Origin of the sequence: Paenibacillus sp. FSL L8-0641 (assembly GCF_038006265.1) — a bacterium.
GTDB classification, from domain to species: domain Bacteria; phylum Bacillota; class Bacilli; order Paenibacillales; family Paenibacillaceae; genus Paenibacillus; species Paenibacillus polymyxa_D.
In genome coordinates this window covers 616,823-636,719 of the sequence record NZ_JBBOUW010000001.1, presented here as the reverse complement: position 1 = coordinate 636,719, position 19,897 = coordinate 616,823, and the positions used below count along the sequence as shown (strand labels likewise).

Here is a 19,897-nt window from a genome sequence, read left to right as displayed (position 1 = left end):
CCGGTAGTGAATACAATGTCTCATAAAAAAAGGATCTGCAGCTCCGTTGTCCGGTGTTGCAGATCCTTGGTATTCCTTCTCTATATCGACTACATCAAAAATGTACCTACCACAAAAGAAACCCCGACGATGATTGAACGCAGCAGCTGTGCCAGAGCCACATTGCCCTTGGCAATTTCCTCGCACACCTTGGTACGCGGCGTCACCAGATCAAAAATCACATAGACGAGACACAGCACTACAATGCCCACAGCCGACCAGGCCAGCATATCGAGCCATGAATGACTGCTGTACGACACCATCCCCACGATGATACACAGACCTAGCAGCTTTGCCCCCATATAGATGCCTGCCGCCTCATTGCCGTGTGCGATTTCTTGATTATCGTTATAACGTGTCAGTAAGCTGAACACAAAATAACCTACGATTAAGATGGCAAACAGGATAAGCAGGCCGATACCTACATTGCCCAGTGCGTTGCCCAAACTGATATGAGAGTCCAATTTTTTTCCTCCTTATGATACTTCAGGATTTTGCAAAATCCTCACTTGTGAAAATGAAACAGATATGTTCGAATATTGTATATTTTTCAATTTAGCTTATACAACCGGCGGATTAGGATGTACGGTGGCAACGGCGGCGGCGCAATAGTAGGCCATATCACCTGTTACCTTTTCACCGATTCGCGGCAGGACACCCGCAAAACGCCCCCCAATTACAAATATGCCTGTTAACACATAGCCGTGAAATAGCCCTTCCTCGGTCTGTACCTCTGCGGTCTGCATCGGCCACAGCCGCTGATAAATCTTAGGCTGTCCTTCATAATAAGCGGCAACATGTGCGGCTTCCTCCTGCTCAGGCGTTCGTGGGGCATCAGCTTGGTGAAGCAGATCAGGATGGTCGGTCTTCGCATTTTGAACCTTTCCCAAGACACCTTCTAGTCTCTCCTCGTCTTCGGTATGTTCAATCAAGTGCGTCCCTTTACCCTCCCGACCCCATATACCTTTGGCCACATAGGGCTCTTTATTTTGCATAAACACCGAGGGTTCAAAATACGTAGGCAGCAGGTAGGTTCGTATCACCTCCAGCTCGCGATCGTCAAACAAACGAAAACCACAGAACTCTGGTGTCTGCTCATTGCGCTCATACAGTGACCAAACGGTTGCGGTGAACCCTTTGCTCTGGGTAATGATATGCTGCGGTGGGTTGATTAATCCTATTTTCCCGTCTGCCACCATATCCATTAGCGCCTGCCCCACCTCAAGCCCCGTATTCTCCTCCCGGTCATCAATTAGATACTCCAGCGGATACAGGCGATAGAGAATACGGATCTGCTCTCCCCGGTGATACAATCCTTCATTCGGGATAATCTCCAGTTCTTCCAAAGGAGCATAAACGACTTCGAATCCGGCTTGTTCACATAAACGCATAATATATTTGGTGTTCGTCTGATCCTCGATGTGCCAGTCATAGCAAGTGAAATACACCTTTGTCCCTAATCCCTTGCGGCTATAAAAATGGATGAGCTCCGTCAAGGCAGACTGAATCGCCTCGTCCATTCCAGTTGAGGGTCCATGTAGTGCATTGTCATCCTCCGACATTCCTCCCTTACTCAGCACCTCTAGCAGCTTTCCTTCGAGATAAGCCACCTCGGGAATTCCGGTTGGGGTATCGGTGTTATTCTCAATGCACTTGATACCCGCTTCCCCCACAATCCAGTCCTGGCGGGTTATCCCATCCGGCTCGGCCTCCATACGTGCAGCACGCAGCAAGCCCGGATGAATCCCCAACCGTTCCACCAGGTATTCATCCGGCATATAGCGCTGAACGAATTGCTGAACCTTGCGATAAATACGATGTACCGCCTCAGAAGCAACCTGAAGCTCTGCCAGCTCGCTTTCCCGATATACCGTTAAGGCCGGCACGCAATAGGACTTGCCATACATGCGGTGATACGGGATGATACGGCTGATTTCACCCTTAAAAAGCTCATCATGTTCATAAGGCAATTGCCGAATCGTGCGCATGCTCATCTTAACCCCCAGAGAAAAAGCCGCTGCGTGAGCCGCTGCTGCCAAAACCGCTGTGTGAGCTGGAAGATGAGGATGAGCTTTTGCGGTATGAGCTGGAAGAAGAACGACTGCTATGGTATGAGGAGCCTCCACTATAATAAGTCGATCCGCCATAGTAATACCCACTGCTGCCTGAATCCCGACACGCCGTTTGTTCCGATATAGGAAGCTCATCGCAGTCATAATACTCGTCGTCACCGCAACCCGTCAGAGCGGCCGGGACAGCCAACATCAGGGCAAAGGCCGCCATCCGTGTACGAGAGCCGGGCTTGGATTTCATTTTTTCCCAAGAATGCTCCATCACAGATCGACCTCCTTCACAAACAGATGTACCTTTTTCAGCTGAGGGTCCAGTACCGAATATATAAATTCATATGTTTTGCCACCCAGTACTGTATAGTGATCTAATAGCCGTTGGGCCAACTCCAAAGTAAATACCGAACCTTCCCGCTGATCCATACTACGGAATGCAGGTTCATGCCATATCCAGTACATTGCACTGTATGTGGAAGTGTAACCTCCCTCACTGGCAAGCACGAGGTCTGTGATAGACGCACCGTAAGGCTTTGCACGTTCCCCTGTAAATTCAGTCACATAGACGGAATGATCCGTATGTTCCTCACTTTCATTCGAGATATGCGACCATAGTTTGTCATGGAGACGCGTAGCGTCTACAAGCTTGCGTAGAAACAGCTCATCTCCCGATACGGATTCCCGTGTCAGGCTGCGCAGTTCCTTTTGAGTGTCTTCCGACCATTCGCGATACGTTAATGAATAATAAATGATGATTCCCTTCCCTTCCTGTACGCTTCTGTCATGAGGTTTGCAACAAATCAAAGCGCTTCTGTCGTTGATCACTATACGAGATTCTACCTTGAAAAGGTTCAATTTGGAAGAAAAACACGACAAAAAGCCGCAATCCCTAGGATTACGGCTTGATTTTAGCTGCTACAGCTTGATATTGTTCTCGTCGAAATATTCCTCCAGCGTCATCCCCTGCTTGGCTACATCCTCCGCAATGTCTATTCCCACATAACGGATATGCCAAGGCTCGTACACGTAGCCGGTCACATCTTCCTTACCCTTCATATAACGAATAATAAATCCGTATTCCGGTGCATGTTGTTCCAACCATTCGCCTTCCTTGGAAGCTCCGAAGGATTGCTCCAGCGCATTACCTACGCTTGGGCTGGATACATCAATGGACAATCCCGTCTGATGCTCACTCGTACCCGGTACAGCGCTGACTTTAGAGGCATATTCCTGTCCCTTTGTCTTTACATTGTTGTCGAAAATAGACACCTGACGCTTATAGGAACGGTATCCCGATACCGCACGCAGCTCGATGCCGTCCTTTTTCGCACCGTCGAACAGCTTCTCCAGTGCCTCTGCCGCTTCCTTACGCAAATGCCGCTTTTCGTGCGGTCCCTCGAAGGAAAATTGCACCTGCGGCTCCACCAGGTCGTCTGGGACATAGCCCACAGGCAAGCTGCGCTTTTTGTTCACAACGACTGTATCCGAAGTCGCATTGGTGACAGTCGCGGTTCCATCCTCTTCCTTAACCGTGGCTTGCAGCGCACTCTGGCTCCGCAACGCCATCACTGGGTCGGCTTGTCCACTTTCTGTACCCGCAGAGGCTTGTCCAGCACTAGTGCTACCATTGCCCGCATCCGGCTGGGTGGAAGGCTGCACATTCTCCTGTACCGCTGTAGATGACTTTAACGGCTCGCTTTCCTGTCCACCTGATCCTCCCTGCTGGCAGGCTGCCAGTAATAGCCCTGGCAGGATCAGCCCTGGAATGAGCGCTTTGGTCCATCGCTGAGATGTGCGCGTCTGTTGTATATGTCGTTTCATGCTGGTATCTCCTCCAATATTGCAATTGATACATGACTTGCAGTGACTTTTCCGTTCCCCCATTGTAACTGAACTTTGGACACTCTTCGAAGCCGTTATCCCGTTCGATGAAGGCGAATAGACTCGAAAAAGGAAGTATATACCCGAATTGTTACGGAGTATGACGTTTTTGCGGAATTGCAGCTCGGGCCCGCTCGGCTACCCGTTCACGTATGAGTTTCAATGCCTCTTCCGCACGGGGTAAACCCGGCAGCAAAGCCGTAATATCCGCTTCCTTCTTAGGAACAAGCTTCTGCGGCAGATGAATCTCAATCGCATGAAAACCTGCACCGGGACGATGTAATGCTCCTTCTGCCGCTGACTCGGCAATCCATTCGCTAATCGCAGCCGATCCACTGCGTCCGCCTTCCGGCCGCGAGGTAGACTCAAGCGCGGGGGATGTCCCCTGCACATGAGATAACTCTCCGGCCCAAGCACTGAATACGTACTCCAGCAGCTCTTCCCGCGTCATTCCGATCAATTCCAGACAGGTCTGCGGCTCGCTTTCCATCCCGGTCTGAAGAGCCTTCTTCACATCGTCGACTACACCCACGCCATCCTCCATGCTGGAAGTGGCTGTCTCAGCTGCTAGCTGAACGATCTCATCCAGCGATAGACAGGTTTTCCCTTGCAAAAAGCGGTAGATGTCCAAAGGATCTGCTTTTAGCTGCTCCAGCCATGCCTTTCGCTGTTCGGGGTTTAGTACAGGCGCTGGACCCATCCATTGGACAGCATGTGCGGAAGGTACACCCGTTGATTCGCCTTCCAAGCCATTTCTGTCTAATTCCGCTATCCATTGACCGTCAGTTACTTTCAGCTTCACTCGCGGCCTCGTCATCGCCTTCATCCTTTCTCTGCTCACTCAATCCATACATCATTTTGCAACGCTATCAGACCGCGCAATTCATCATCAGACATTTCGGTGAGCCAATGTTCACCGGAGCCGACAACCTGCTCGGAAAGTGCCTTTTTGCTCTCGATCAGCTCGTCGATTCGCTCCTCCAGTGTACCTTGACAAATCAGCTTGTGCACTTGTACATTGCGGCTTTGACCAATACGGAATACGCGGTCTGTCGCCTGATTTTCCACTGCAGGATTCCACCAGCGGTCATAGTGAATGACATGGCTGGCACGTGTCAGGTTCAGGCCCACACCACCTGCACGCAGGGAAAGTACGAATATATTCGGCCCTTCTCCCTGCTGGAAGTTGTGAACCATTTCATCCCGTCTGGTTTTCGCCAGTCCTCCATGTAGAAAATACGGCTCTTCCCCGAAGATTTTGGCCAAACGGGAGACCAGCAATTCTCCCATCGACACATATTGGGTGAATATCAGCGCCGATTCGCCGTTCTCGCGAATCGTCTCTACCAATTCCAGCAGTCGCTCCATTTTGCCCGAGTTTTGCGTTTTACCACTATCAGCCCGACCCGGAATGATCAGACCCGGATGGTCACAAATCTGCTTCAACTTGGTCAGTGAAGACAGAACAAGCCCTTTGCGAGCTATACCGATCTGCCCATCCAGTGTTCCCAATAATTGATCCACTACGCCCCGATACAATCCGGCCTGCTCTGGTGTCAGTACACAGTAGGATTTCAACTCCAGCTTCTCCGGCAAATCCTTGCGTATATCTGGGTCGCTTTTGAGTCGACGCAGCATGAACGGGGAGACGAGGCGATGAAGCTCACGCAACGCAGACCCCCGCTCCTCTCCCGCCAGACTGTACCGTTGGCGGAATGAAGACGCCGTACCGAGGTAACCTGGGTTCAGGAATTGAAAAATAGACCACAGCTCGCTCAGCCGATTCTCTACCGGGGTACCCGTCATGGCAATCCGATGTGGAGCAGACAGCTTCATGACGCTTTGTGCTTGCTTTGTTCGTGCATTTTTTATATATTGCGCTTCATCCAACACGATGGAGGACCAGTATACCGCAGATAAATCGCTACCGTCCCGTCCCGCCAAATGATAGGTAGTGAGGACGATATCATACTCACGTACACTTTCCTGAAACAGCTCGCCGTGGAGTCGCTGGTTTCCATGGTGAATATACAGTGACAAATCCGGTGAAAAGCGTTTCAACTCGCGCTGCCAGTTGCCGAGCAAGGACGTTGGACAGATGATCAACGCCGGACGTTGATCATCTGCGCCGATGCCACCGTCGAGTAGGCAGGTGATGACCTGAATCGTTTTACCAAGCCCCATATCGTCCGCAAGGCAGACGCCAAAACCTAATCCACGCATCGCGGCCAGCCATTGAAAGCCGCGCTCTTGATAGGGCCGTAATGCGCCGTGCAGCGTCTCTGGCACAGGTCGCGGCTCTACCGAACGAAGTACGCCGCCCTCAGCCAAAGACGCAAGCAATCCGGCGGATTCCGCGCCAAAGATGGACAAGCCTTTCCATGAGGCCTCGCCTGCACTTTCATTTTCTGCGGCCAGATGCATCCATTCGGACAAGCTCATCTCACCGTTCTCACCGCGCTTGATAAAGCGCAGCACCTGACGAATTTCCTTAGGATCGACCTCGATCCATTCCCCTCCGAGACGTACATACGGCAAATTAGCGGCGACAATGCTTTCCAGTTCCTCCATCGTCAAAGTTGTATCACCCAGCACAGCCTCGGCATCAAACGAAATCATGCGGTTAATGCCGACAGTCGATGTATCGGCAATCACACCATCCGGCTTGGCACCCTGCTCTGTCGAACGCATTTTGAGCCGCAAGCCTGCACGTCTTCGGCCCTCCCGGCTCCAGCGTGAAGGCATTTGCACGGTAATACCGTTCTTTTGTAATGCGGGAACGGCTTCCGTCAGGAAGCGGAAGAACATCTCCGGCTCCAGTGTCAGCCCTTCGGGATAAGGGCGGTTCAACGCTTCTTGCAATATGGGTGCTGCTTCAGCAGCCTGTCCGAGCCTCATTAGCAGTTGCGCCTGCACTTGACGATATACAATTCCGCCGCGAACCAGATCGCGTTCAGGATGCGCCCACAGGGCCAGAGCAGGCAGTCGCAACCCCGGCTCAGCATCGCTTTCTGCCCAAAAGGTAATGCGCCATTCCTTCACACTCTCTTCCAGCGAAGGCTCCAAACGAAGGCACAACCGCAGTTGCCCTTCTATCGGCTCCTTGTCTTCCCGCTCCGTGACAGGCATTGCGCTTCCCTTAAGAGAGGACGCTTGGAGAACCAGCTCCTCCATCTCCGCGGGCGTTCCCTGAATCGCCACCGGGCGGGAACCTGTCAGCAGACTGTTCCACCATAGCTCTGTCAGCGGCGATCCTCCGCGCCGATACTCTGCACGATATCGTCCCAGCTCACGGTCTGATGCTGCCAACACCGCGGTCGTTTCCGCATGGATGACCGCACACAAGAAGGAGTACAGCACGATTCCGGCTGCATCCTCGCGTGTTTCAGGCTCCTTACCCGCGAAAACGGCAGGAGCCGCCATACAAACAGCCGGCATTGCAGCAGCCAGCTCATGAAAGCGGCGTATGTCCTCCTCTTGATACAGACGAGGAATCCACACCCCGACAGCCGCTTCCGGACCACGACGACGCGGTCCCGATGGACGCGCCTCTGTAAGCGATGGCGTAATTTCGCCCCGCTGCATCAGCTCTAGCGCAAAATAAGCGGCTTTTTGCCAATATTGCATTTCCTCGCCCAGCGTAATGCCCGATGCCGCACAGCCCTTCTCGTCCATGCGGGTCAGCAGTGCCATCGTCTCGCGTGGTTCCAGCGCCAAGCCCTCCAATGTACGCCCCAGCATGGAACGTCTTTTGCCACCTCTGCCCGCGGTTTCCACACGAGCAGTGTTCGGTATTCGTACCTCGGCAAGGCGCAACGCAGCCTGCCGAAACGGCCGAAGGTCTCCCTTTAGCGTCAGCCTGCGAATTACACTGCTCCACGCATCGATACGTGGTTCCGACGTCTCACCAGAAAAGCAAAAAAACACATCTCCGAGCCATATCCCATAAAGCGGTTGATTCATATCTGTCTCCCGTCCAGCCTTTTGAATTATTACTCTTCATCATATACGAAAACGGGCTCTTTTCAAAACTTTATCACAAAAATAAATGGAAAGTCATAAGTCAATAACCTTAAATATTCATGTGGTTAACTATAAATAAGAGAATCAATTTACAGGATTAATTGTCTTTTTCTTCATCATCTGCTTTTGCATCCTTCAGATAAGGGTTCAGGCTGTCTTGCAACAGTTGCTTGACCTGTACACGCAGTTCTTTGGGAAATACGACCTCGGCCTCTGGCCCGTATTTTAGCAAAAGTCGGGATACATATCTAAACTCTTCGACCGGAATATATCCCTGCCATTCCTGAGCCTGCCCTTCCTGATGGGAAACATTTTGGAAGAGGGCATCTGATCCGGCCAGCCTGACACCCAATGCGGTAAATTTTATTTTGGACGGAATTCCTATACGGGAATCCTCCGAAGCCAACCATTCTTGAAGTGTAGGAAGGGTGTCCAAGGTGTCGTCCAGCATCGTTATTGTGATCACCCGATCTGAACGATACAAAATGATGCGGTCTCTGCTATACGCTGGCATGTACCAATATCCGTGATCAAAATACAGTCCAATCGGATATACCTGAGTCCACTTTGCCCCGGAAGCGGAGCGGTAATGCATGTTCACCCGGCGCTTATTCAGCGCAGCCTCCAAAATGATTGAGGTGTAGGGTGACTCTGCGTGAGTAGGTAGCATACGAAAAGAAATGTACTCCTTTAATTGATCGATGCTGTCCTGCACATCCTGTGGAAGTTCGGCATAATAGTGCTCGGATAAATGCTCACGAACTGAGCCAAAAGGGATATCTGGAATGTTCTCCAACAGTTGCAGCATGAGAAAAAGACCCAAGGCCTCGTCACGAGCAAGATGAAGGGGAGGAAGAAGCCGATTGGGAAGTGCCCGATACCCGCCATGAGGACCCATTTCGGTATAAAGGGGTAATCCGGTCTGCTGCAAATAGTCGAGATCTCTCTGTATCGTCCTGACGGAGACACCAAAACGTTCAGCCAGCTCACGCGCCGTATATTTTTTTCGGGAATCCAGTATCCTCATAAGAGCAATTCTGCGTTCGTTCATAAGGTACCCCTCTAATCAAAAATTAATTTAAAATGACCGTTTAACTACGACATACGATGTCATAAATACATTGTAACATTAGGATATAGAAAGGAGTGAATGAACACTATGAAGGATTTGAAATCAAACGCAGTTGTGCTGTATATTGCCATGAGTCTCGACGGGTATATCGCTTTGCCGGACGGTTCGGTGGACTGGCTGTATGATGTTAAAGGGGATGGTGGGGACAATGGATATGCCGACTTTTACGATACCGTTGGTACGGTGCTGATGGGCAGACTGACGTATGAGGAAGTATTGAAGCTCTCAGATGATTTCCCTTATGCTGGAAAGCCATGCTATGTGCTCACACGAGCATTAACGGAGCAACAGCAGGCGCCACATATTACATTTACGGACGAAGCTCTGACTGAACTGGTTCCACGTCTACAAGGACAATCGGAAGGTGCGGTATGGCTAGTCGGTGGAGGCCAGTTAGTCCAGGCCTTCTTACAAGCTGGACTGCTGGAGAAAGCTATCATTGCGATCATTCCCAAAGTGCTTGGACAAGGAATACCGTTATTTCCAGAGGGAACACTACCAAGTACGTTTGAACTCCAAGAAATAGAACGCCGCGGGGATATTGTTCTTCTCCATTACCATATATAATTAATTTTGCAAAAAAGCCTTCGTATGTTCAGGATCATGCAATTTCCCTGACATACGAAGGCTTTATCGCGTGCTTTTGTTCTTATTTAGTCTTCAAATTTTCCCATGTTTTCTGGAAATCATCGAATAGCTTCCCAGCATCCGATTTACCTGCCACATAGGCTTGCATCTGACTTCCGAATTCTTGCTGTGCTCCTTCAGGATAGCGGCTAAAGAACCAGCCCAGCAGTTTGTTTTCCTTACTGTACTTCACCACTTCAGCACCCAATTGGCCCATATCAGCCTCTGCCCCTTCGATGCTCTTGAACGCTGGAATAAACTTGAATTCCTTGGTGATATACTTTTTACCCCGCTCGGATGTTACCATCCAGTTTAAGAACTCTTTCGCCTCGGGTTTGACAGACGAATTTTTATTAACCACCCAGTTGTTGGCGACACCTACAAACAGCTTATCTCCGGCTGTTGCGTCTTCACCAATCGGCATAGGCAAAATACCCAGATTCAGCTTCGGATTAATTCCATCAATTTGGACTTGAGTCCAGTTCCCCTGCTGCATCATGGCAGCCTTTCCAGTGGCGAAGTTCGTTACCTGCGTGTTGTAATCAGTCGTGAGCGGCTTCGTATTCCCATACTTCAGTGTCAGATCGAACAACTTAACCCACTCGGCAAATACAGCGTTGCCCGGAATCTTTGCAGTTCCATCATTCAGTCCCTTAACGAAGGCCGAAGGGTCTGGCTGATTGGCAAATGCCACGTTCAGCAAATGATTGCCCAGCACCCAAAACTCCTGATATCCATTAGAAAATGGAGTAATCCCAGCGGCTTGGAGCTTTTGTGCAGCTCCCTCCAGTTCGGACAATGTTTTAGGGGTCTCCGTAATCCCCGCCTTCTTGAACAAATCCTTGTTATAAATAAAGCCGTATCCTTCCAGATTCATCGGCTGACCATACAGCTTGCCGTCTTTGGTCATCGGCTCTTTGGCGACATCGACCACATCCCCAACCCAAGGCTGGTCAGACAGGTCCTCCAAATATTCCAGCCACGTATCCAGCTCGCGGTAACCGCCGACGTTAAAAATATCCGGCTGCTCCCCGGAAGCAAACTTCGCCTTTAAAGCCGCTCCGTAATCACTGCCCCCGCCCACGGTCTGAATATCGAGCTTGATCCCTGGATGAGACGCTTCGTATTCCGCCTTCATGCGGTTCAGCGCTTCTGCAATCTCTACCTTGAATTGAAAAATGTGAATGGTTTTTTCCTTCACTTCCTCTTTGCCTGCGTTTTGTCCGCCACTGCTGTTACAACCTGCCAAAACCAGGGCAAAGGCCGCGAGAAGCAAGATTAATGCTTGAGCTTTCTTTTTAAAAGTATGCGTTTTCATTTTGATGTTCCTTTCTATTCTAAATTCATACCAGATGAACTCGAAAAATTCATGTGGAAACGGAGCTAACGGAATGGTGCTGAACAAGCGATAGCGCTCGCCTTTGTCTCTAGATTCCCACCTTTATTCGTTTATTCAGGGAAATCTGGAGGCTAACAGCGATGGTAAGCACCCTCGTTTGCGGTGTGGCACACCGTGTACATTTTCAGCTCATCCCACACTCAACCCTTGACCGAACCCGCCATAATACCTTGTATAATATATTTTTGCATAGCCAGAAAGAATGCGATGACTGGCAAGATGCCCAGCACCAGAGCAGGCAAAGCCAAATCCCACTGCTTTGTGTATTGTCCGAAAAAGGCATAGGTCGCAATCGGAATCGTTCGCAGCTCAGCCTTTTGCAGTACCAGAGAAGGCAGGAGATAATCATTCCAAATCCAGAGCGTATTTAAAATAATAACAGTTACCATCATCGGCAGCATCAACGGATACACAATTCGGAAAAACACTCCGTAAGGCGTACAGCCGTCCACCGTAGCTGCTTCTTCCACCTCGACTGGCACACCTTTGACGAATCCATGAAAGAGAAAGATCGACATTGGAGCTCCGAATCCCAGATAACAGATGACCAGACCACTTATACTGTTCATTAAATCCAGTGTACTTACAACCTTGACCAAAGGAATCATCACCGATTGAAAAGGAATAACCATAGCAGCTACGAACAGGCTGAACAACACTCGATTATAACGCGTCGGACGCCGGACCATTCGGTAAGCTGCCATTGAGCTGATCAGTACGAGCAGCAGATTACTAACTACCGTAACCACGAATGAATTCCATAAAGCTTCGGGAAAACGCGTGATGCTCCACGCTCTAGCGTAGTTGCTCCATACAAAGGTTTGTGGCCAGGCCGCAGAATCGGTGAGCAGGTCACCAAAGCTTTTGACCGAATTCACGAATAAAAAGTAAAACGGGACGAGGAATAACAATGCGACGAGGATCATCACTATCTCGGTCGCCCATGTTCCAAAGCGGTAGCGCTTGCTTGTTTCCATTTACGCTTCCACCTCCCGACTTTTCGTCAGTCGTACCTGAAGGCTCGTAACCAGAGCAACAATGATAAAGAAAATGAGTGCTTTAGCTGTTCCCAGCCCATAACGATTATTCACAAACGCTTCATTGTAAATATTGAGTGCAACCGACTCTGTGGACCCGAAGGGACCGCCTTTGGTCAGTGACAAATTAAGATCGAACATTTTGAATGACCATGATATCGCCAGGAAAAGACAAACCGTAACGGCAGGCATGATTAAAGGAAGTATAATCGACCGCAAAATTTGCATCCGACTAGCTCCGTCAATTTCGGCTGCTTCTAGCATATCGCGGGGCACATTGGTTAGGGAAGAGATATAAATCACCATCAAATAACCGGCAGTTTGCCAGATAAACACGATTACAATGCCCCAGAAGGCCGTGATCTCATCTCCCAACCAGGACAGATTGAAGAAGGACAAGTTCGTGCTCTCTCCGATTGCTGCAAATCCCTTGACGAAAATAAACTGCCAGATAAAGCCCAGCAACAGACCTCCGATCACATTGGGCATAAAAAAGATGGTCCTTAGTACATTTTTTGTTTTCAACGGTTTGGTTAGAAAATACGCCAGCAGAAAGCCAAAAATATTCGCAGCCACCACTCCTACCACCGTAAAACGGACCGTAAACCAGAACGCTGTCCCAAATTTGTCATCATTCCATAAAATGTGACTGAAATTATCCAGCCCGACCCACTTTGCCTGATTAGCTACTCCATTCCACTCTGTAAAAGAATAGTACATTCCGAGCATGAAAGGGATTACAATAATGATAACGAAAAATAACGTCGACGGCCCTACAAAAATCCATTGCTGTAGCCATTGCGACGACTTGGCGCGATTCAAACCGATCCCCCCTTATGTTGTCTATTGGTGTCTGGAACGCTCCTTTACGGCTTTCTTTCAACAGTATGATGTTTGGGCCGTAAGGATAAGCGATTCACATGTTCATTATGTCGAATAAGCGCTCTCGAGAACACGTAGGATCGTGAACCATTAAGGGGGAAAATATTGACCTCTGGCTCGCCTTGAATTGTGAAAGGAGCTCACTGCATGAAATTTTACAGTATTCGTTCTCGCCTAATCTGGTTTTTGCTCATTGCGGTCACCCTGCCGCTACTGCTGTCGATGACCATGACCTTCGTTCTCACCAAGCACTCCTTGCGGGAGCAGGCCACACAAGAAAATGAGCGGCTTATTTTTCAGGGAATTACGAATTTGGATAACTATTTACAGGGTTTGAATCGCGCGTCCATCGGAGTCTATAATGACCCTCATTTTCTGCGTAATCTGGCCAAAATTCCGGATGATTACCGGGCCGTCGCTGAAATTTACACCACTCTGCAAACGATGATGAATGCTACGTCAGGCATTGACCAGGTGTATTTGCATTCTTTTGAGGCTGGGCAATCTACGCTGATTACCAGCACGGTTCCTCTACGGGAATTCCGGCTGGAGCCCTTTACCGGTTTTATTCATTATGGCCCTTCCGGACTGTTCATACAGCCCACGCATATGAAGCATTTGTACGGCTTTTCGGCGGTTTCCTATGCGGAGCACAGCACAGAGCAGCAAGTATTTACACTTCATCGGGCGATTCGGAACATTCCTGCCTCAGAGACGCTTGGGGTACTGGCTATAGATGTTGATCTGGAGCCGCTGCGCAGTATTTGCCGTCAATTGTATGATGCGGATACAGAGGAGCTGTTTTTAATTGATCGAAACGGAACGATCATATATAGCGGAAAAGAAGCATTAATTGGAACACACTGGAAGGAATCTGACCTGCTCAATCGAATTTCTAAAGAAGACGAGCACGGAGTGATTGAGGATGATACAGCATTGCACGTGTACGGCAAGCTGGATGCCAATTTGTCAGGCTGGACGCTCGTCAAGAAAATTCCACATCGTACGCTGTATTTACGGGCTACCCGCCTGACTCAGATCAATGCGGTCATTACAGGCGCAGCATTGCTACTTGCCATTGTTGCCACGTTATGGATTTCGATAAAAATCACGGCACCTATTAAGCGACTGACTCGCTACATAAACCAGATTCAGTCCGGTCAACTGGATGTAGACATTCGGGCCATGAGTAACGATGAAATCGGAGTACTGTCGCGCCGTTTCAGACAGATGATGGATACCATCAATAACCTCATTTTGCGGGAATACAAGCTGGAGCTGGCTAACAAGACACATCAATTGAAAGCGCTCCAGGCACAGATTAATCCTCACTTTTTATATAATACGCTACAGTCTATTGGAACCCTGGCTCTACAGCATGAGGTGCCGCGAATTTATTCGTTGCTCTCTTCCCTTGCCAAAATGCTGCGCTATAATATGAGGGACCATACGGTCGTTACTCTTAAGGAAGAAGCCGAACATGTAAAACAATATCTTGATTTACAAAAGGAACGCTTCGGTGAGCAATTAGAGGTCACTTACCAGTGGGAAGATGAAGTCCTGAATGATCGGGTGCCTAAAATGATTCTCCAACCGCTGGTGGAAAACTACTTTAAACACGGTGCCGATCCCCGGCTGGGGCCCGGTGAAATTCGCATTACAGGTAGCCGAATCCGGGAAGGTATTGTGAAAATAACAGTGGAAAATAACGGAACTAACATTCCACAAGCCGAGTTGGAGCAACTCCAGCATATGTTAAAACGTCCGCTAAAAGCCTACGAGGAGCCAGACACTAGCGAGCAGGACTCCATTGGCCTTCGTAATGTTCTATTGCGTATTCAGCTTCACTCGGAGGATGGTTCTAACACCCTGTGCGTAGACAACATTCTGCCTCATGGTGTCCGGTACACACTCGAAATTCGCACGGAAACCCATACGGAGATTCATATTAAGGGAGAGTGATCTGTCAATGAAAGTCCTGATTGTGGATGATGAGAAGCATGTGCGCCATGCCATACGGATGCTCGTACATTGGGAAGCTTGCGGTGTGAGCGAGGTGATTGAAGCCGAGTCGGGCGATCAGGCGATTGAGGTCATTACCGCCCTTTCCCCACCCGTTGTACTCACGGATATGCGGATGCCCGGCAAGGATGGGATAGCACTGATGGAGTGGATTCAAGTCAATTCCCCAGCAACCAGAGTCGTGGTGGTCAGTGGCTATGATGATTTTGACTTGGTTCGACAGGTCATCCGCCGGGGAGGCATGGACTATATTCTTAAGCCCGTGGATCCAGTGGAGATTAACGAGGCTGTAAAAAAAGCCACTCAAGCCTGGCGGACAGCAGAGCAAGACCGGAACAGGCAGACGATGCAGGCCATGGAAGTCAATCGGATGAGACCACACTATGCTGATAAGCTCCTGACTGAAATCGTTTCCGGGATAGCGAATACCCCTCTTTCCATTACGCCCTTACGCGAGGAGCTACGTCTTCCCGCAGCTATTCAGATATGTAATGCAGCTGTGATGAGTACTACTCAGCTGGATGCCGATATACTGGACAAATATAAAACGCGGCGTGCGCTTTTGAGCTTTTCCCTCACTAACATCTGCAACGAATTTCTCGGAACTTCTCAAACCGGAGTTGCATTCCGCCATCTGGAGCGTATGGACGAAATTATTCTGCTATATTGGGGCGATCCATCTCGTTGGTCAAAGCTCTTGCAGGATATTCATACAGGAATCAAAACCGCTTTGCGGTGCTACATGCACATCGGGGTTGGCTCTTTTGGTGCCTTTCCCATAGCGGCAGCCACTGCCTACCAAGAGGCAAGGCAAGCGTTGTGGAAACGGGATGTGTTGCAAGCCGACTGGATGCACCAGAGTACCCAGACACGGCAGAGCATTCGTCTTCCCCAGTTACCTGACATGGAAGAGGAACTACGGCTTAGTGCGCTCAGCTGTAATGCCAGTCGTGTGTCTATAGCGGTAGGCCGCTGGATAGCAGCCGTAGCCGAGTTGCCTTCGGTTACAGCAGAACAGCTAGCCAGTTGGAATCAAGAGCTGGACTGGATGCTGGCCCGCTGGTTGAATGACAGACCCGGAGATACCGATGGCGAGGAGATGGCAGATGAGTCCGGCTCCATTCATGCATTGCCGATCGACAACCGCGGCATGCTTTCGTTGCCCTTATGGCAAAGACAGGTCGAAAACCGACTGCTGGCAGCCGGTCAGGCACTTACACCAAGCCATAGTCCAAACAACCCGACCATCCGTGATATTGCCCGCTATCTGGATGCACACTACGATGAAGACATTTCTCTACAGGATATGGCGAGCCGCTTTTACCTCAGTCGGGAATATATTTCTCGTAAATTCAAGCAGGAGTACGGGGTTAATCTGTCGGACTATTTGTGCCAGATCAGGATGGGCAAGGCAAAGCTATTACTGCTGAATGACAAGCTGCGCCTTCATCATATTGCCGGTATGGTCGGTTATCAGGATGAAAAATATTTTGGCAAGGTGTTCAAAAAACTGGAGGGTGTCACGCCTGGCGAGTTCAGAAGACGCCATTCTGCAAATCCTCAGCCGTTATCGCATACAGCACGTGATCTTCCCACACACCATTAATCTTCAAGTAGTTGAGAGCTAGCCCTTCGCGGCGAAATCCTGCCTTTTCCATCACTCGATTGGAAGGCGTATTTCTTGGCATCACTCCAGCTTGAATACGGTGTAATTCCAACTCATTCAGGGCGTAGCGTACAATATCCTTCACTGCGGAAGTAGCATAGCCTTGTCCGTGGTAAGCAGGATCTACAAAGTAGCCCAGATTGGCGTTTTGAAAGGGGCCTCTAGCGACACCCGACAGCTCTATTCTGCCAATCAGCTTATTATTTTCCGGCAAAAAAAGTCCAAACGTATATCCCTGTCCGGCTTGTGCCGCTTCCAAACCGTTGGAAATCAGACGCGCCTGTTCTTCCAGGGTAAAGTAAACTTCAGGCCGTTCTGGCTCGAACGGTTTGAAAAAATCAAAATTTTCACGTCTGATCTCTAATAAACGTTCTGCATCATTTACTTGCAACAGTCGAATCTGTAGCCCCGGATGGGTTGACTCCATCAAAATCGCGCCATTAGCTCCATGTAACATTGTCAGTTTCCTTCTTTCTCAGTTATTCCTATATTATTGTGTTCACGGTCACAAGGCAGGAAAATACCCCAGGTGCATGAGAGCAGCCTAGGGTATCTCCGTCATTCAAAATTTAGTCCGTAACAGGCATCCAGCCTGGAAGGGTCGTCAACGCACCCCACAGGTAGTCAGGAATGACTAGCTCCTGCTGGGCTTGCTTGGATAAGGTCGTGCGAATGGTATCTTCTGTGCCGTTTTGCACCTTCTGAACCCATTGCGGCTCCATCAAAAGTGGACGTCCCAGCGATACAAGCGGTACACCTGTCTCCAGTGCTGCAAGCGCCTCGTCCGGTGTATTCAGCGATCCGACTCCCATAATCGGCACACGGTTACCTACCTTCTCATGGATGAGAACGGTACGTGACCGTTCGTCACTACGGTCACGGAACGAACCACCGAAGAAATGATTTACGGAAATGTGCAGGTAATCCAGCCCTTGATCCGCCAGACGGTCTACAAGCACCATCGTATCATCCAGCGTGATGCCTGGCGTGTGTCCTTCCTCAGGAGACAAGCGGTATCCGAAAATGAATGGCCCCTTTGCATGTTCTGCGATCACTTTCTTCACTTCGTGAACAATCGCCAGCGGGAAGGTCATTCGTTTTTCAACACTTCCTCCCCATTCATCAGTACGAATGTTGGAATGCGGGGAAAAGAACTGCTGCACCAGGTAACCGTTCGCTCCGTGCAGCTCCACACCATCATAGCCTGCTTCAATCGCGCGGCGAGTTGCTTCGCCATAGGCGCGGATGACGCGGTGGATATCATCGGATGTCATTTCACGCGGCACGGGTGCGCCTTCTTTTTCCTCGGCTACTGCGCTTGCACTAATCGGTTGTCCGTCTGGAATCTGATCCGGTGGACACAGGCGGCCACCATGATAAATTTGCAGGATCGCTTTCGCGCCCTCCTGATGAATCGTATCCGCCAGACGGCGCAGGCTAGGAATCATTTCATCCTTGTCCGCACCAAACTCATTAACAAATCCTTTACCATCTGGAGTTACATACACACAAGCGGTAATAACTGCGCCCACACCCCCTGAGCGTTCACGGTAGTATGCCAGTTCCTCGTCACTCACTTCACCATTTTCGTGGGAAGCAAAGTTAGTCATAGGTGCCATGGTAATACGGTTCTTCAACGTAACACCGGATGGCAGGGTAAAAGCTTCAAATAGAGAATTATATTTTGGGTTCATTCTTTCTCTCTCCTTCAGTTAAATCAGATCAGATAATATAAGGCTGTTGAGCATGAAGCCGAATACAAATTCGATGTAGTTTTTCTTCCATAACGAACTCAAACTACTGTTGCTTACTTAAATACAGTGGTTATAATAACCACAGTATAATGATCCGCAACTATAAAGTCAAATCTATCCTTTCTGACCATCCCTAAACTGTTCGAAAAGGCTGAACCGTAGCCACTTGGCACAAGCCACTAACAAAGCTTAATGCTTCCCGGTTGTACTTTTCTTCTCCTCCCGGCGGGAAAACCAAGTCGCGAGCAACGAGCCGGAAATATTATGCCATACGCTAAAAATCGCACTCGGTACAGCAGCAATCGGGTTAAAATGAGCTGCTGCCAGCGCAGCACCCAGTCCGGAATTCTGCATTCCCGTTTCCAGCGTAACAGCTTTACGCTTGGAAAGATCCATGCCGAACAGCTTGGCAAACCAATATCCAAGCAGGAACCCGATTCCGTTATGCAAAATAACCACACCAAAAATAATCGGACCTGTCTCCAAAATCTTGCCTTTGCTACCTGCAATCACAATAGCCACGATGAGCATAATCACCAGTGTTGATATGAGCGGCAGCGCCTGGACACTGGCTTCTGCCTGTTTGCGAAATAGCGATTTGATGATAACACCCAGCACAATGGGGACAATAACTACGATGAGAATGTCCATGATCAGGGACTTCGCATCAATATTCATCCAACGTCCAGCAAGCAGGTTAATCATCGCCGGGGTAGCCAGTGGAGCAATCAGCGTCGACACCGAAGCAATCGATACCCCCAACGCCACGTCGCCTTTGGATAAAAGCGTCATTACGTTGGACGCAGTTCCACTCGGGCAACAGCCAACCAAAATGACACCTACCGCAATATCCGGTGGCAACTGCAATACTAATGCCAATCCAAAGGCCAGAAACGGCATAATCAGATAATGCCCGACCACACCAATAGCCACATCCACTGGACGCCGGAATACTTCGCGAAAGTCAGCCGCAGATAAAGTTAGCCCCATCCCGAACATGACAATGCCCAGAAATAACTGTATGTATCCTTTCAACCCTGTAAACGCCGCAGGAAAGAAAAATCCCAAGCATGCAAATAAAAGTACCCAGATGGAAAAGGTCCCTCCTACAAATTTCCCTACTTTCTCCAATCTATTCATTCAACTTATCTCCTTACTTCTATATAAGCTGAATTTGAGGAAATACAGCTTATATAGTGCTTAAAATTTTTATCATTGTACTACATATGACTGCATATACATACAACCTTTTATGATTATACCGGGATCAAGAAACTTTTTCCCGTTCGGACATATTCGAAAGCAAAGTGGGTATATTCATAGTAGAAGATTGTGACCAGTCGGTCATTTTGGATCATCATTCGTTGAG

The 19,897-nt window shown here is 49.3% G+C and carries 17 protein-coding genes; 3 read left to right on the top strand and 14 right to left on the bottom strand.

Going from position 1 to position 19,897, the window contains the following annotated elements:
- Positions 1–89 precede the first annotated feature (89 nt).
- The 8 genes from MKY16_RS02820 to MKY16_RS02785 all read right to left on the bottom strand — a co-directional run bounded on the left by MKY16_RS02820 (position 90) and on the right by MKY16_RS02785 (position 9,060).
- The gene (locus tag MKY16_RS02820) at positions 90–503 is read right to left on the bottom strand and encodes a DUF350 domain-containing protein (RefSeq protein ID WP_029515979.1); all 414 of its coding nucleotides are present in this window, start codon (positions 501–503) and stop codon (positions 90–92) included.
- 96 nt (positions 504–599) lie between these two features.
- The gene (locus tag MKY16_RS02815) at positions 600–2,033 is read right to left on the bottom strand and encodes a glutathionylspermidine synthase family protein (RefSeq protein WP_049816912.1); all 1,434 of its coding nucleotides are present in this window, start codon (positions 2,031–2,033) and stop codon (positions 600–602) included.
- A gap of 1 nt (position 2,034) precedes the next feature.
- Entirely contained in the window at positions 2,035–2,373 is a 339-nt protein-coding gene (locus tag MKY16_RS02810) for a hypothetical protein (RefSeq protein WP_069010810.1), read from the bottom strand.
- Positions 2,373–2,930 (bottom strand): hypothetical protein, encoded by a 558-nt coding sequence (locus tag MKY16_RS02805; RefSeq protein WP_238794842.1) that lies wholly within the window; start codon positions 2,928–2,930, stop codon positions 2,373–2,375. Before MKY16_RS02805 ends, MKY16_RS02810 begins: the two co-directional genes overlap by 1 nt.
- 90 nt (positions 2,931–3,020) lie before the next feature.
- On the bottom strand, positions 3,021–3,926 hold the full coding sequence (locus MKY16_RS02800; protein ID WP_340954023.1) for a M15 family metallopeptidase: 906 nt from the start codon (positions 3,924–3,926) through the stop codon (positions 3,021–3,023).
- Positions 3,927–4,077: 151 nt separating this feature from the next.
- A complete protein-coding gene (locus MKY16_RS02795; RefSeq protein WP_029515984.1) occupies positions 4,078–4,803 on the bottom strand; it encodes a hypothetical protein in 726 nt (241 codons plus the stop codon).
- Between the two features lie 20 nt (positions 4,804–4,823).
- Complete coding sequence (locus MKY16_RS02790) at positions 4,824–7,949, bottom strand: DEAD/DEAH box helicase (RefSeq protein ID WP_069010809.1); 3,126 nt, start codon at positions 7,947–7,949, stop codon at positions 4,824–4,826.
- 157 nt (positions 7,950–8,106) lie between these two features.
- Complete coding sequence (locus MKY16_RS02785) at positions 8,107–9,060, bottom strand: helix-turn-helix transcriptional regulator (protein WP_029515986.1); 954 nt, start codon at positions 9,058–9,060, stop codon at positions 8,107–8,109.
- 108 nt (positions 9,061–9,168) lie between these two features.
- Between MKY16_RS02785 and MKY16_RS02780 the strand changes: the two genes are divergently transcribed.
- Positions 9,169–9,708 carry a dihydrofolate reductase family protein gene (locus tag MKY16_RS02780; protein ID WP_029515987.1) on the top strand — a complete coding sequence of 180 codons (540 nt, stop codon included), beginning with the start codon at positions 9,169–9,171 and terminating at the stop codon, positions 9,706–9,708.
- Positions 9,709–9,790: 82 nt separating this feature from the next.
- On the opposite strand, the gene MKY16_RS02775 is transcribed toward MKY16_RS02780, so the two are convergent.
- The 3 genes from MKY16_RS02775 to MKY16_RS02765 form a co-directional block, all read right to left on the bottom strand.
- Entirely contained in the window at positions 9,791–11,086 is a 1,296-nt protein-coding gene (locus MKY16_RS02775) for an ABC transporter substrate-binding protein (RefSeq protein WP_340954021.1), read from the bottom strand.
- A gap of 221 nt (positions 11,087–11,307) precedes the next feature.
- The gene (locus MKY16_RS02770) at positions 11,308–12,144 is read right to left on the bottom strand and encodes a carbohydrate ABC transporter permease (protein WP_029515989.1); all 837 of its coding nucleotides are present in this window, start codon (positions 12,142–12,144) and stop codon (positions 11,308–11,310) included.
- A complete protein-coding gene (locus MKY16_RS02765; protein ID WP_029515990.1) occupies positions 12,145–13,026 on the bottom strand; it encodes a carbohydrate ABC transporter permease in 882 nt (293 codons plus the stop codon).
- A 207-nt stretch (positions 13,027–13,233) separates the two neighbouring features.
- Between MKY16_RS02765 and MKY16_RS02760 the strand changes: the two genes are divergently transcribed.
- Positions 13,234–15,048 carry a sensor histidine kinase gene (locus tag MKY16_RS02760; protein ID WP_069010806.1) on the top strand — a complete coding sequence of 605 codons (1,815 nt, stop codon included), beginning with the start codon at positions 13,234–13,236 and terminating at the stop codon, positions 15,046–15,048.
- A 7-nt stretch (positions 15,049–15,055) separates the two neighbouring features.
- The gene (locus MKY16_RS02755; RefSeq protein WP_340954018.1) at positions 15,056–16,714 is read left to right on the top strand and encodes a response regulator; all 1,659 of its coding nucleotides are present in this window, start codon (positions 15,056–15,058) and stop codon (positions 16,712–16,714) included.
- Here the strand turns inward: MKY16_RS02755 and MKY16_RS02750 are convergent.
- The 3 genes from MKY16_RS02750 to MKY16_RS02740 form a co-directional block, all read right to left on the bottom strand.
- Positions 16,644–17,231: a GNAT family N-acetyltransferase gene (locus tag MKY16_RS02750; RefSeq protein WP_029515993.1), complete on the bottom strand. Its 588-nt coding sequence runs from the start codon at positions 17,229–17,231 to the stop codon at positions 16,644–16,646. The two genes, MKY16_RS02755 and MKY16_RS02750, sit on opposite strands and share 71 nt — an antisense overlap.
- Positions 17,232–17,343: 112 nt before the next feature.
- Positions 17,344–18,468 (bottom strand): NADH-dependent flavin oxidoreductase, encoded by a 1,125-nt coding sequence (locus MKY16_RS02745; protein WP_039270351.1) that lies wholly within the window; start codon positions 18,466–18,468, stop codon positions 17,344–17,346.
- 249 nt (positions 18,469–18,717) lie between these two features.
- Positions 18,718–19,668: a bile acid:sodium symporter family protein gene (locus MKY16_RS02740; protein ID WP_318627633.1), complete on the bottom strand. Its 951-nt coding sequence runs from the start codon at positions 19,666–19,668 to the stop codon at positions 18,718–18,720.
- Positions 19,669–19,897: the final 229 nt, after the last annotated feature.

What these genes read in the sequence shown, in the direction of transcription:
- MKY16_RS02810 (WP_069010810.1), bottom strand. Translation starts at nt 2,373, where the DNA reads ATGGAGCATTCTTGGGAAAAAATGAAATCCAAGCCCGGCTCTCGTACA.
- MKY16_RS02755 (WP_340954018.1), top strand. Translation starts at nt 15,056, where the DNA reads ATGAAAGTCCTGATTGTGGATGATGAGAAGCATGTGCGCCATGCCATA.
- MKY16_RS02785 (WP_029515986.1), bottom strand. Translation starts at nt 9,060, where the DNA reads ATGAACGAACGCAGAATTGCTCTTATGAGGATACTGGATTCCCGAAAA.
- MKY16_RS02745 (WP_039270351.1), bottom strand. Translation starts at nt 18,468, where the DNA reads ATGAACCCAAAATATAATTCTCTATTTGAAGCTTTTACCCTGCCATCC.
- MKY16_RS02800 (WP_340954023.1), bottom strand. Translation starts at nt 3,926, where the DNA reads ATGAAACGACATATACAACAGACGCGCACATCTCAGCGATGGACCAAA.
- MKY16_RS02760 (WP_069010806.1), top strand. Translation starts at nt 13,234, where the DNA reads ATGAAATTTTACAGTATTCGTTCTCGCCTAATCTGGTTTTTGCTCATT.
- MKY16_RS02750 (WP_029515993.1), bottom strand. Translation starts at nt 17,231, where the DNA reads ATGTTACATGGAGCTAATGGCGCGATTTTGATGGAGTCAACCCATCCG.
- MKY16_RS02795 (WP_029515984.1), bottom strand. Translation starts at nt 4,803, where the DNA reads ATGACGAGGCCGCGAGTGAAGCTGAAAGTAACTGACGGTCAATGGATA.
- MKY16_RS02740 (WP_318627633.1), bottom strand. Translation starts at nt 19,668, where the DNA reads ATGAATAGATTGGAGAAAGTAGGGAAATTTGTAGGAGGGACCTTTTCC.
- MKY16_RS02775 (WP_340954021.1), bottom strand. Translation starts at nt 11,086, where the DNA reads ATGAAAACGCATACTTTTAAAAAGAAAGCTCAAGCATTAATCTTGCTT.
- MKY16_RS02815 (WP_049816912.1), bottom strand. Translation starts at nt 2,033, where the DNA reads ATGAGCATGCGCACGATTCGGCAATTGCCTTATGAACATGATGAGCTT.
- MKY16_RS02790 (WP_069010809.1), bottom strand. Translation starts at nt 7,949, where the DNA reads ATGAATCAACCGCTTTATGGGATATGGCTCGGAGATGTGTTTTTTTGC.
- MKY16_RS02780 (WP_029515987.1), top strand. Translation starts at nt 9,169, where the DNA reads ATGAAGGATTTGAAATCAAACGCAGTTGTGCTGTATATTGCCATGAGT.
- MKY16_RS02770 (WP_029515989.1), bottom strand. Translation starts at nt 12,144, where the DNA reads ATGGAAACAAGCAAGCGCTACCGCTTTGGAACATGGGCGACCGAGATA.